12 protein-coding genes are annotated in these 11,772 nt (G+C 69.5%); 9 read left to right on the forward strand and 3 right to left on the reverse strand.

Annotation, left to right across the window (positions count from 1 at the left end):
- Nucleotides 1–18: 18 nt before the first annotated feature.
- The 5 genes from C1J00_RS10950 (at nucleotide 19) to murJ (ending at nucleotide 4,959) form a co-directional block, all read left to right on the forward strand.
- A complete protein-coding gene (locus C1J00_RS10950) occupies nucleotides 19–432 on the forward strand; it encodes a hypothetical protein (RefSeq protein WP_180989501.1) in 414 nt (137 codons plus the stop codon).
- A gap of 40 nt (nucleotides 433–472) precedes the next feature.
- The gene (locus tag C1J00_RS10955) at nucleotides 473–1,315 is read left to right on the forward strand and encodes a winged helix-turn-helix transcriptional regulator (protein ID WP_102908847.1); all 843 of its coding nucleotides are present in this window, start codon (nucleotides 473–475) and stop codon (nucleotides 1,313–1,315) included.
- Nucleotides 1,312–1,830, forward strand: coding sequence for a regulator (locus C1J00_RS10960; protein ID WP_102908848.1), 519 nt, complete (start codon nucleotides 1,312–1,314; stop codon nucleotides 1,828–1,830). Before C1J00_RS10955 ends, C1J00_RS10960 begins: the two co-directional genes overlap by 4 nt.
- Nucleotides 1,827–3,062 (forward strand): MFS transporter, encoded by a 1,236-nt coding sequence (locus tag C1J00_RS10965; RefSeq protein WP_102908849.1) that lies wholly within the window; start codon nucleotides 1,827–1,829, stop codon nucleotides 3,060–3,062. The genes C1J00_RS10960 and C1J00_RS10965 overlap by 4 nt, the downstream gene beginning before the upstream one ends.
- Before the next feature lie 214 nt (nucleotides 3,063–3,276).
- A complete protein-coding gene (gene murJ / locus C1J00_RS10970; RefSeq protein WP_102908850.1) occupies nucleotides 3,277–4,959 on the forward strand; it encodes a murein biosynthesis integral membrane protein MurJ in 1,683 nt (560 codons plus the stop codon).
- A gap of 30 nt (nucleotides 4,960–4,989) precedes the next feature.
- On the opposite strand, the gene C1J00_RS46610 is transcribed toward murJ, so the two are convergent.
- From C1J00_RS46610 to C1J00_RS10985, 3 genes are all read right to left on the reverse strand, one after another.
- Nucleotides 4,990–6,348 carry a site-specific integrase gene (locus C1J00_RS46610; RefSeq protein ID WP_245936298.1) on the reverse strand — a complete coding sequence of 453 codons (1,359 nt, stop codon included), beginning with the start codon at nucleotides 6,346–6,348 and terminating at the stop codon, nucleotides 4,990–4,992.
- A gap of 899 nt (nucleotides 6,349–7,247) precedes the next feature.
- Nucleotides 7,248–7,571 carry a helix-turn-helix domain-containing protein gene (locus C1J00_RS10980; RefSeq protein WP_102908852.1) on the reverse strand — a complete coding sequence of 108 codons (324 nt, stop codon included), beginning with the start codon at nucleotides 7,569–7,571 and terminating at the stop codon, nucleotides 7,248–7,250.
- The gene (locus tag C1J00_RS10985; protein WP_245936299.1) at nucleotides 7,568–8,677 is read right to left on the reverse strand and encodes a tyrosine-type recombinase/integrase; all 1,110 of its coding nucleotides are present in this window, start codon (nucleotides 8,675–8,677) and stop codon (nucleotides 7,568–7,570) included. Before C1J00_RS10985 ends, C1J00_RS10980 begins: the two co-directional genes overlap by 4 nt.
- A 140-nt stretch (nucleotides 8,678–8,817) precedes the next feature.
- Here C1J00_RS10985 and C1J00_RS10990 point away from each other — a divergent pair, with 140 nt between their 5' ends.
- Genes C1J00_RS10990 through C1J00_RS11005 form a run of 4 tightly spaced genes read left to right on the forward strand, consistent with a single transcriptional unit; the run spans nucleotide 8,818 to nucleotide 11,768 of the window.
- Nucleotides 8,818–9,102 (forward strand): hypothetical protein, encoded by a 285-nt coding sequence (locus C1J00_RS10990; RefSeq protein WP_102908854.1) that lies wholly within the window; start codon nucleotides 8,818–8,820, stop codon nucleotides 9,100–9,102.
- 52 nt (nucleotides 9,103–9,154) lie between these two features.
- Nucleotides 9,155–10,384, forward strand: a complete 1,230-nt coding sequence (locus C1J00_RS10995; RefSeq protein ID WP_245936300.1) for an ATP-grasp domain-containing protein — start codon at nucleotides 9,155–9,157, stop codon at nucleotides 10,382–10,384.
- Entirely contained in the window at nucleotides 10,381–11,250 is an 870-nt protein-coding gene (locus C1J00_RS11000) for an SPDY domain-containing protein (RefSeq protein ID WP_102908855.1), read from the forward strand. Before C1J00_RS10995 ends, C1J00_RS11000 begins: the two co-directional genes overlap by 4 nt.
- Before the next feature lie 29 nt (nucleotides 11,251–11,279).
- Nucleotides 11,280–11,768, forward strand: coding sequence for a hypothetical protein (locus tag C1J00_RS11005; protein WP_102908856.1), 489 nt, complete (start codon nucleotides 11,280–11,282; stop codon nucleotides 11,766–11,768).
- Nucleotides 11,769–11,772 lie beyond the last annotated feature (4 nt).

The following is an 11,772-nucleotide window of genomic DNA, read 5'->3' on the forward strand; positions in this document are numbered from 1 at the left end:
CAGCGTGAAAGCCCCCGATTGCCCCACCCCACGTCCACCGACATAGCTGGACGGATCGAGGACCTGTACGGCGCACCGCTCGCCGACCTCGAAGCCCACGCCCAGGACCAGCCGCCCGGCATGCTCTGTGCCCTGCTCGGCATGCACGACGACCTTGCCCTCGTCGAGCGCAGCATCGACTTCCATCGCGACCACCTCGCCCGGTTCATCCACCCCGAACGGCAGATCGGCCCGCACGAGGTCTCCCACCTCCTCGACGGGACCCGCCGGCTCGCCGAAGCCGTCGCCGTCCGCGAGGTCCAGGCCAAATCGGTCGCCGCCGTCCTGCAGAGCCTGGCCCGCGTCCCGGCCCCAACGCCGTCCCCGCTGGCACCCTCGCCGCCCGTTCCGGCTCCGTCCCTTCCGGCCCAGAGCACGGCCCCCAGCCGCTGATCCGCAGGCGATTTCCCTTACTCACCCAGGAGTTTCTCCCTTGGCCACCACCGCTCTGCCTCCCGACACCGACGCCGACATCGCCCGGGTCAGCGAGGCCCTCGCCATGATCACCCCGCGCTGGAACGTCCGGATCCTGCTGGCACTCTCCGGCCCGCCGCTGCGTTACAGCGAGCTGGCGGCCAAGGTGTCCTGGCTGCAGAACGGCCAGCTCCACCCCAAGCTCAAGGCGCTGTGCGACGCGGGCCTTGTCGAGCGCACCGAACACACCGCACGCCATGTGACCTACGGGCACACCGAGCGTGGTGTCGCCCTGCTGCCGGTGCTTCCGATGATCGTCACCTGGGCCGAGGAGCATCTGGAGACCGCGGACCGACCGCTGCCCGCGATCGAGCAGATCGAGGACAGCCTCACCCTGCTCACCCGGCGGCACGCCGCCGCCATCCTGTGGGTGCTCAAGTCCCGTGGCGAGGTTAGCGGACGGGCCCTTGCCCGCATCGTGATGCCCAGCAGCGACTGGACCAACGTGTACCCGCCGCTGCGGCAGCTCGTCGCCGACGGCCTGGTCGACACCGAGGGCATCGGCTGGCCCTACCGGCTGTCCGCGGCGGGCGACGGCCTGAGCCCCGTTCTCGGCGCTCTGTCCGCGTGGTCCGCCGGGCAGCCCCTCAACCACGCGGGCCAACACCCGGTCTGGGGGCACCCGCAGACGAAGCCCGCGCCGAGGCCGTGGGTCAGCAGCCCGTCCCGGCCAGCCCCCGCAGCCCTCCCGCAGGCCCGGACAGGGGAGTCCTCTCAGGCGTGGCACAGCTGCGATCTCTTCTCGCACGCCACGACCGCCCGCCCGAAGGCGGTCATCCAGGCGGGAGGTCCGCGCCGATGACCACCCCCTTCACCACGGCCGAAGTACGCAACGCGGTCGAGCTGCTGGCGTCGCGCTCCTTGATCCGCCTGGTCACCGAGATCGACGACAACGGAGCGATACCGCCACGCCGACTGGCCGCCACCCTCCCCGACCTCTCCTCGCATCACCTGCGCCGCGCTGCCGAAGCGGCCCGTGCCCACGGTCTCGTCCGGACCGCACCCGGCGCCGGCCTGGAACTCACCGCTTGTGGAGCGGAGTTGGCCGACCTGTACGACGCGGCTGCGCGCTGGGCCCGACACCACGCCTACCCGGCACCGGTCTGCGAGTTCAGCAGTCGCATCCGTCACGTGCTCGACCTCCTGGCGCCTTCGCTCACGGCCGAGCGCGCCAACGGCCTGTCGTGGCCGTCCGCCACGCGACGGCCCAGCGACGAGGCCGAGGCGGACCTTGCCCGCCCTCGCGCTCTCCTGATCCAGTGGCTGGCTGGCACCCCCCAGGTCACCCGGGTGCTCGAGCCCGAGCCGGCCGCGTGAGCGCAGCAGTTACACCCCGGCATGCACGCCACGCCGCCGGGCTGATGCACAGCATCTACCTGCCGCGCACGGCGGACGCCCTCGCGTTCGCCATGTCCACCTACGGCATCCCGCTTCTGGTCCTGGCCACCACGCGCTCCGCCGCGCTGACGGGCGCCGCGTTCGCTCTGGAATGGATCCCGCGTCTGGCGGCGTTCGGGTGGGCTGGATCGATCGTCGACCGGCGCGGGGCGGCCGTCGTCTTCCACCTCGCCTCCCTGGGACGCGCGCTGGCCCTCGCCGCTGGCGTAGCCCTGCTCCACCTCCACCCAACCGGCACCGTCGCGACCGCGACCGTGATGGTCCTCGCGGCGACCACCGGCGTGCTCACCGAGTTCAGCTACATTGCTGCCGAGACCGCGGGTGCCGCCGCCGGCCGCCGAGCGGGGGCGCAGGCCCACCGCGTCCAGGCCGTCCTGCTCGGCATTGACCAGACCGCGACCCTGGCCGGCCCGGCGCTCGCCGGGGTACTCCTGCTCGCCGGGCCGACGTCGATGCTCGCGGTGATCACCGTGCTCTCGCTTCTCGCCGCGCTGCTCGCCCTGCGCACACCCCCCTCGCCCGTCGCCCCGGCCCGCGCGCCGAAGGGGAGGTCTAGCTCCGGACTCCTCACCGGGTGGCGCACCATCCGCTCGCTTCCGGCGCTCGGCTGGCTCGTGACCGGGCTGACCCTGTCCAACCTGGCCACCGGCCTTCTTCAAGCGGCCGGTCCCGTGATCGTCGTCAAGCACTTCGGGCAGTCCACCACCGCAGTCGGCCTCGTCTGGTCCGCCGCTGCCGCAGCGACGCTCCTCAGCGTCACGCTCTGCCGGTTCGCGCTCGACCGCCTCGGCCTGTGGCCGGTCGGCGCCGCCTGCGCCGCCCTCGCCTCACTCGGCTGTCTCGCCGCTGCCCAGGCTCCCGACTACCGGTCCTACCTGGTCCTGGTCGCGGTCCTCATGGCGGGCGAAGGCGGCATGACGGTCGTCCTGCGCACCCTGCGCTCCCGCCTGATCCCTCCGGAGAAGTTCGGCAGCACCCTGTCGGCGACCATCCTCATCCTCCTGCTGCCCTTCCCCGTCGCCGGCGTGCTCACCGCGCTCACTCCGCCCGACGCGCTGGGCCACGTCATCACCGTCTGTGCCGCGCTGCAGGCCCTGGGTCTGTTCTGCGCCTTCGCCCGCCTGCGAACCGATCCCACCCTGCGCACCTGATCTTGCTGCCTCCCCAGCCTGTGGAGAACTTCATGTCCATTGCCGCCCTTGGATCGCACCGCACGACTGGTCGCACCATCACTACTGGCGCAGAGCACTTGTTCCGTGGCTGTCGTATTCCTGTGGCCACGGTCATGGCTGGGTAACGTTCGCTGAACTCTGCGGCGGGACAGACGAATTGGGGCCGGGGAACCCTGGGGCATAGGTTGACGGCATGGTGGAGGGGGCGAACTCCGCGGCGCAGACCATGCCGCAGGAGCAGCAGACAAGGGGGCGGCATGCCGCCCGGCGGAAGAAGGACAAGGGCGGACTGGCTCGTTCGTCCTTGCTGATGGCTGTTGGCACGGTGGTGTCACGGGCGACGGGACTGATCCGCCAAGTGCTGCAGGCCGCAGCGCTGGGAACGGGCTTGCTGGCCAGCACGTACAACACGGCGAACACCGTGCCAACGAGCCTGTACACGCTGCTAATCGGCGGCGCGCTCAACGCCGTGCTGGTGCCGCAGCTAGTCCGGGCCAGGACAACACAGCCCGATGGCGGACGCGCTTACGAGCAGCGTCTGGTCACGCTCGTGGTCTGTGTCCTGGGTGTGGGGACGGCGCTGGCGGTGTGGGCGGCGCCGCAGATCGTGGGCCTGTACATGCGGGACACCCCGGACAGTCACGAGGCGTTCGAGCTGACGGTGACGTTCGCGCGGTTCCTGTTGCCGCAGATCTTCTTCTATGGGCTGTTCAGCATCTACGGGCAGGTGTTGAACGCGCGCGAGAAGTTCGGCGCGATGATGTGGACCCCGGTGCTGAACAACGTGGTGCTGGTCGGCATGTTCGCCGCCTATCTGGGGCTGATGACGGTCCCCGACCGGGTGGAGGACATCACCTCCGACCAGGTGCAGTTGCTGGGGATCGGGACGACGGCAGGAATCGCCCTGCAGGCCGTTGCCCTGATCCCGTTCGCGCGGGCGGCCGGTTTCCGTTTCCGCCCGCGGTTCGACTGGCGGGGCACCGGCTTGGGCAAGAGCGTCCACGCGGCGAAGTGGACGCTGCTGTTCGTCCTGGCCAACCAGGTCGCTCTGACGGTGGTCACGAATTACGCCAATGCCGCCGACCAGGAGCTGCCGCAGGCCGGCGCAGGCTACTCGGCCTACACCTACGCGCAGACCATCTGGATGCTGCCGCAGTCGATCGTGACGGTATCCCTGGTGACGGCCTTGCTGCCGCGTATGAGCCGGGCCGTCGCTGAGGGGCGCATCCCGGATCTACGCGAGGACCTGTCCCGGGTGCTGCGGATCAGCGGCGTGGTCATTGTGCCCGCCGCGTTCCTCTTCCTCGCCCTGGGCCCGCAGATCTCCTCGCTGCTGTTCGCCCACGGGGCGGCGGACGCCGCCTCGGCCCGCCCGCTGGGGTACATGCTGCAGGCGTTCGGACTCGGGCTCATCCCGTTCTCCGCCCAGTACCTGCTGTTGCGCGGCTTCTACGCCTTCGAGGACACCCGCACTCCGTTCTTCATGGCGGCCTGGATCGCGGGCGTGAACATCGCCCTGGCCACCGCCTGTCATTTGCTCCTGCCCGCCCGCTGGGCGGTCGTCGGCATGGCCGGCGCCTACACCCTCTCCTACGTGGCCGGTCTCGCACTCACCGCGCATTTGCTGCGCAGGAGGCTTGGGGGGCGCATCGACGACGGCGGCCTGCGCCGCACCTACGTGAAACTGTTCTGCGCTGCGGGCCCGGCTGCTGGGCTGGGCTGGGCTGCAGCGCGTGCGTGTGCGGGCCTGGGAAGTGGAACGTGGCCTACGGCCGTCGCACTGGCTACCGGGGCGCTGGCGACAGCCGTGGGATACCTCCTTCTCGCCCGGCTGATGAAGGTCAACGAGTTGCGTCGTCTGCCCGGGATGCGCTGAGTCCAGGCAGACGATGCAGGGAGGTGTGCTTCAGGGACGGTCCTGCACGCGGCTGGCGATGTAGTCGAGCCAGTCCCGCTTGGCATATCCGGTCCAGCGGGTGGAGTTGCTGATGCTGGTGCCGGTGAAGTCGGCGAGGACAGATGCTGGTAGATCGGTGGCAAGCGCGAGTCGAGCACTGTTCCGGCTGGCGAGGGGCGCAATGCCGTGTCGACGGAGCTTCAAGTAGAGGTAGGTGGCTCCGAGAGCGCGGGCGGGCTCCTGCCCGGGGAACAGCCACGGTGTTGTGCTGGCCGTCCGGTCGAGGTGCCAGCGTTTCTGGCGCTGGTCGCGCAGTGCGCGGGCCAGCTGGGCGACTTCGGGTGGCAACGGAAGACGATGACCGTTGAGATTGAGTGCCACCACCGTGTCGTCGTCGATGATGTCGTGCACGGTGAGTTCGAGCAGTCGGGTGTACTGCAGCCCGAAGAGGAGTGTCAGGGCGCCGGCCGTGCGGACATCGAGAGGCAGTGCATCGTCGTCGAGACACCGGTGCAGTTGTTCGGCCTGGTCCTTGTCCGTGCTGAAGACACTGGGTGCGGCGACGGGGACCCGTGGGACTACCAGCTCGCCGGCCAGGCCACGGCCTCTCGCCCAGGTGACGAAAGCGCGCACCTCACGACGTTTCTCAGGACCTTCCTCCAGCCACATCTCGAGTTCTGGCTGTGTGAGCTCCCCGAGGGGGATGCCGTGCTCGTCGAGCCAGTTCAGCAGTTCCAGGGCTCGGCGCAGTCGCGATCGCATCTGGTGCTGCGTGCTGGCGCGTAGCGGGCGGTGCCGGTGGGCCCGGCGGATGCGGTGCAGCAGGTACCAGTGGGTGAAGGGGGTGAGGAACTTGCGCTGGGGGAGTAGTGCCTGGGTCAAAAGGGCGTCTGCCCAGCGGGGCAGGGCCTCCAGTCGGTCGTCCCGCGGCGGCAGTACCGAGGCGGCGATGAGGACGTCGCGGATGTATCGAGTGGTCGGCGTGTTGGGCAGGTCGTCGAGCTGTTGGTGAGTGAACTCCTCATCAGAAGAACCCAGTTGAGACAGCAGAGCTGGCACTCCATCGCCGGTCAGCCAATATGCCACTCGGCGGGGGTGTCCGGCGGCGGAAAGAGCCGAGTGGAAGTCTTGCCGCTGGGCAGGGACCGGTGTGCCATCTCCACCAAGCGCCTCGGCCAGTTGCTTCGTGGCGAAGCAGCGGGTGCACAACTGCTCTCGGAAGATCTTGTGGCTCGTGTCGCAACGCCGGCACGCGTAGGTGAGATCGACCCCGGCGCAGGGTCCGCAGATCCCGTTCCCCGCATCGGTGAAACCGATGAGCGGACGTTGCTGTTCGCACTGAGCGCAGGCACCGGGGTGTTCACGCACTGCCGCGTAGCAGCTTCTGCAGACCGGCCCCATCGGCCAGTAGGCGTGAACAGGGCGGTCACGGAGACAGCGTGCGCATGGGCCCGTAGGGCGGGGACAGCAGCTCTGGCAGAACGGCTTGCCCGCCACCCTGCGCGCGCAGGTCCGGAGCCGGCCGCAGGAGGAGCAGGCGACCGGCGGTGCTTGATAGCAGCGGGAGCACAGATCGGGCCTGCCGTCGCCACCGCGCCGGTCGACCGTGCGCACTTCTCCGCAGCTGCCGCAGGGGCGCCGGGGTTGTCGGTAGCAGCGCCGGCAGACCGGACCGTCCGCCGAGATCGCTTGGACTGGGGCTTGATCTCCGCACCCGACGCAGGTGCGCTCGGGGCGTGGGTGGCACCCCTGACAGCGGACACTGCCGTCGGGCATGCGGTAGGTCGCGCGGCGTACGCGCCCGCACTGCCCGCATGTGGTGGCAACGTGCTTGCCGTAGCAGGTGCCGCAGAGCGGCCCGTTTGGGCCCCGGGCGTTGATCTTCATCTGCCGGTCGCAGCCGGAGCAGGTTTTCGGCGGCCGCACCCGACGAGCACAGGCCGAACAGCAGTGTCCGGCCGGGAGGCGATGTGTGAGTTGGCGCGAGGTCTTTCCGCAGCCGGCGCAGGTCGGCAGGGTGACCGGGCCGTGCCCGGCGGCCGCCAGGGCATGGGCGAGCCGCACCAGATTCTGCGGAGGCCTCGGACCCGGATTCGTCAGGGCGTCCCGGTAATCCTGGAAATGGCGGGCAAGACCGACGCAGGAACGTGCTGTGATCTTCCCTCGCTCCAGGGCCTGCGCTGCCTGTTCGCCGGTCACCCCCAGGAGCCGAGCGGTCAGGTGGGCAACGACCTGTCGGTGGGCCTCATCGAGGCGGAGAGGAACGGTCATTCCGGGCCTGGACGCCGGATCGTCGTTCGACGCGCCCGCGGCCGGGGTACCGGCTGCTCGTCGGCGGTCTTGCGCACCTCAACGTTGGCGACCTCCACCTGGATCAAGTCGTTGGGCTCACACGCGAGGATGTCGCACAACGCGGCGAGCGTGTCCATGGACAGCCGTTGCGGTGTCTGGGTCACGAGACGAAACACCTGCTCGCGTGACAGATGCACGCCGCGTTCGGCCAGCAGCGGGACGAGTTCCGTGGTCTGGAACATGCCCTTCTCCGCCATCCGGATCCGAAGCTGCCAGTCGATGCCCATCTTCCTGATCATGCTTCCTGCCCCCATAGATCGCCGTGCCGGGCTTGCAGTGAGCGTCGCAGCAGGCGGTTTCGGAACTCGTCCGAGACGTGGCTGTAGATGGCCGTGGTGCTGGCGTAGGCGTGGCCCACCTGGTCCTGGACGAACTTCTCTGGATAACCGAACTCGATCAGATGGGTCACGTAGCTGTGCCGCAGCGAATGCAGGTCCAGCTCCGCAGGCAGGGCGGCGGAACGGCGCGCCGTCTCGAAGGCGTCGTTCAGCCGTCTCAGGGACATCCGGTCGCGGCGCTCGGTGATCCAGAACGCCGGGTGCTTGCCCGGCACGAAGGCGGGGCGGACCTCGCTGACGTACTGGTCCAGAACGTCCACGATCCAGTCCATCTCCGGGACGGTCAGAACACTGCGGCGTTTGGGAGGGCCGCCCTTGGACGCCTTGCCGTAACGGACGAAGAGCGCTCCGAAGCGGCCGTAGTCCGCGACCTTGGGATTCCGGCGCAGGTCACACAGGTCCAGGCCGCACGCTTCCTGGCGCCGCAGGCCGAAGGCATAGACCGTCTTCAAAACCATGGCGTCACGAAGCGCCGCGAGGGAGCCCTTGCGTCGTCGTGCGCGGATCTCCTCGACACGGCCGTCGGCGGCGTCGAAAAGGGCCTGGACTTCGTCGTAGGTGAGCGGACGGCGTTCGGCAGCTCCTTCGTACTCGCTGGTGTGGGTGATCGTGTTCCACTCGTGCAGAAGCTGGACCGGAGCCCGGCCGAATCGCTCGTTGCACGTGGACGGCCAGCCGTAGCGAATGTCGGTGATGTAGTCGAAGAACAGCCGAAGGTCGTTCTGGTAGTTCCGTGCGGTCGACACCGCCAGAGGCCTGCCAGGCCGCCGGGTACGAAGATCGTCGAAGAATGCCTCCACCTCGGCGGGGTCCCATTGCCACGGGTACTCATTGGTAAATCGAGCCAGTCGACGGACCAGGGCGATCCGGGGGGTGATCGTCGACTCCCTCAAGAAGCGCGTGCGCTGCTGCAGTGCCCAGCCTTCCAACATCGCTTCCAGGACAGCGGGTTCAGGGTCCAGGTGCACGACACCGTCGGCGAGGACCAGGCGCGCGGCTCCAGGCATATCAACAACAGCACTCACGATGCATCTAACGCATCATCGTTGAGTCGGTAACGGGTGCCAGGTCAGCGCATCCCAACCAGCCACCGACCCGGCGCTAACCTGGGCACCAACTGCAGCTCAGCGAGTTGGCGCAGCACGAGATGTGTTGCATTCGATGCAATACGGCAGCCTGCGAGCAGTTCCACGCCTTCGACGCCCACAACCCGCACGTCTACCGGGCCCTGGAACGCATGGCCGCTCGCCGCCTGGCCGCCGGCGCAACCCGAGTCAGCTTGAAGGACCTGTTCGAGGACCTGCGCTGCCAGCTCCCTCATGGGGTCGCCGGGCTGAACAACAACTACACCGCCCTCTACGCCCGCCGCCTGGTCAGCGAACACCCTCACTGGGCTGCGGCGTTCGAACTGCGCCGCCGCCGTGCCGCCTGAGACACCCCTCTCTTCCGTCGTCCCGCCGTCCACCGATACGGAGAACCCCTTCTTGTCCGCTCGTCCTCTCGTGCTCGTCGTTTCTCCTGGCGACGAGACCTACCGCGGCTACTGCCTGGAGCAGGTGGCCGCCGCGTACGACGTCGTCCTGCTCACCGGCACCGAGCCGTCGTGGGAGAAGCCGTTCATCGTCGACCACACCGTGGTCGATCTGAGCGACCCTGCAGCGCTGCTCGCCGGCGGCCGGGCGCTGGCCGAGCACCATGACCTTGCCGGCGTCGTCACCTGGGACGAGTGGCACCTCGTCCCCACCGCCCGTCTCGCCCGCGCGCTCGGTCTGTCCTCGACGTCCGTCGAGGTGATGCGGGCCTGTCGCAACAAGGCCACCGCCCGGGCTCCGTTCGCCCGCCATGGCGTGCCCTCGGCCGCCTCGATAAGGGCGCGGACTCTACTGGAGGCCGGCCTGGCGACGATGACCCTCGGCCTGCCGGCGGTCATCAAGCCCGCGGCCTTCGCGGGCAGCATCGGCGTGATCCGCGTCGACCGGCCCGAAGAACTGCCCGCCGCGTTCGCGTTCGCCTCGGCCGGAGCGAGCCGCAGTCGCGAGGACACCGGCGTCCTGGTCGAGGAGTACCTCGACGGGCCGGAATTCTCGGTCGAATGCGTCACCCACCGCGGAGCGACCACGGCGGTCGCCGTGACCCGCAAGCACCTGGGCCCCGCGCCGTACTTCGACGAGGCCGGGCACACCGTCGATGCCGCCGACCCGCTCCTGGCCCAGGTCGCCCCGGCCGCCGCTGCTGCGGTCAAGGCCCTGGGGATCACCGACGGTGTGCAGCACGTCGAGCTGCGCCTGGTGGACGGTCGGCCGCGGTTGATCGAGGTCAATGCCAGGATCGGCGGCGACATGATCGGCCACCTTGTCCGTCTGGCCACCGGCATAGACCTGCCCCGGGCCGCCGCCGACCTCGCCTGCGGCCGAGCGCCGGACCTCACCCCGACCCGCAGCGGGGCGGCGGGCATCCGCATGCTCTACCCGGATACCTCCGGCACCCTGACCGCCCGGCACATCAACCAGCCCTTCGCCGCCCACACCCCCTGGCTGCGCCAGGTGCAGTGGATCCGCGAGATCGGCGACGAGCTCGTCCTGTCGCCCGACGGCGACCTGTTCACCGCCCGGGCCGGGTTCTACATCGTCACCGGCCGCACCACCGCCGAGGTCACCGAACGCCTCGACACCGCCGCCGACGAGATCACCGTCACCACGAGGGCAGACCGATGAACCCACAGCCCGATTCGCACCACGAGATCGACGGCGACGTCTACGTCTCCCCGCGCCACCTCGCCTCCACCACCGGAACCGGCGACCCCGCCCTCGCCCCGTTGCTCGACCTCGGCTGGGACCTGCGGTACGACGAGGACTCCAACGTGTACGTGAGCGCTCCCGACCGGCGCGTGCGTCTGGGCTACCTGCCCGAAGGCGAGGACGACGGGCTCTGGCGCATCAACGCCTACAAGGACTCCTTCGGACCGCCGGCGTGGGGCGTCTGCTTTAACGACCGCGTTCCCACCGAGTTTGTCCAGGCGTTCACCACCATGCTGGCCACGGCGTACGAGCAGGGGCCGGATGCTTACCTTGCTCGTCCGATCTCCGGCATCGACGAGCACGATCCCTTCCTCGCGGTCGTGCCGCTTCTGAAGCAGGGCTGGGAGATCGACCGTCCGCGCTGGGGCGTCTTCGCGGTCCAGGCCCCGGACGGGCTCGCCGGCATGGAGTTCACCACCGGCGACCTCGATCCGGAAGCCGAACTGACCACGCGCGACGCGCGCTGGCAGCTGTGGGCGGGCAAGTCCATCGACCGGCCCGTCTGGTACGCCACGGCCAGCACCGACACCCCGGTCGCCCTGCTCACCGCCGTCACCGAGTGCGTCGCCGATCCGGCTCCCCTGCCCCGGTGGCGCGAGGTGACCTCCAGCTACATCAAGGGGATGGCCCAGCTCACCCCGATCCTCCCGCCGGGCCCGCCGGCTCCCACCCCGCTCGACGTGCAGCGGGCCGTCTCCTCCCGCCGTCCGGCTGCGCTGCCCGCGGCCAGCGTCCCGCGCTGGAGCACCACCAGCCGACCGGCCCTGCCCGGCCGCCGGTAGCACCCTCCTGACCCGACCGGAGATCCTCTTTGTCCCTGCAAGCCCCTGAGTTCTTCGCCGAACTCCGCCTCCCCTTTCACGACAGCACCGTCGTGGGCAACACCTACCTCGCCGTGCCGACTCCAGGCACGCACCTCCGGTTCCGAATCGACTTCACCCGCACCATCTACGCGGACACTTACGGCGGTCTACGCCTTGCGGTCGTCCACCCGGACCGCGGCGAGATCGATGCGGTCAGCCTCAGCTTCCTGGACCTCGGCACCTTCCACCGCCGCGACGTGGCAAGCAACGGGCCCCTGAACAATTCCACTCACGGCACCTTCAACAAGTACCACCGCGCCGGTCAACCACCGTGGGAGGGAGCTGAGTTCACCGGGCTTCGCGACGCCATCGAGCAGTACACCGCTGTTTGGTTCCCGGGGGCATGGGCGGCGTCCGCGCCGAACCGGGCCGCCAGCAGGAGCACGCACACGGCTCCCGCCCCGCCGACCGCGCGCGGCGGCGCTCGCACTCGCTGAGCCG

Source organism: Streptomyces cahuitamycinicus, from assembly GCF_002891435.1.
GTDB lineage: Bacteria > Actinomycetota > Actinomycetes > Streptomycetales > Streptomycetaceae > Streptomyces > Streptomyces cahuitamycinicus.

Bases quoted from the DNA above. Each gene is read 5' to 3' on its own strand.
- C1J00_RS10960 (WP_102908848.1), top strand. From the start codon at position 1,312: ATGACCACCCCCTTCACCACGGCCGAAGTACGCAACGCGGTCGAGCTG.
- murJ (WP_102908850.1), top strand. From the start codon at position 3,277: ATGGTGGAGGGGGCGAACTCCGCGGCGCAGACCATGCCGCAGGAGCAG.
- C1J00_RS10980 (WP_102908852.1), bottom strand. From the start codon at position 7,571: ATGATCAGGAAGATGGGCATCGACTGGCAGCTTCGGATCCGGATGGCG.
- C1J00_RS10985 (WP_245936299.1), bottom strand. From the start codon at position 8,677: ATGCCTGGAGCCGCGCGCCTGGTCCTCGCCGACGGTGTCGTGCACCTG.
- C1J00_RS10990 (WP_102908854.1), top strand. From the start codon at position 8,818: ATGTGTTGCATTCGATGCAATACGGCAGCCTGCGAGCAGTTCCACGCC.
- C1J00_RS11000 (WP_102908855.1), top strand. From the start codon at position 10,381: ATGAACCCACAGCCCGATTCGCACCACGAGATCGACGGCGACGTCTAC.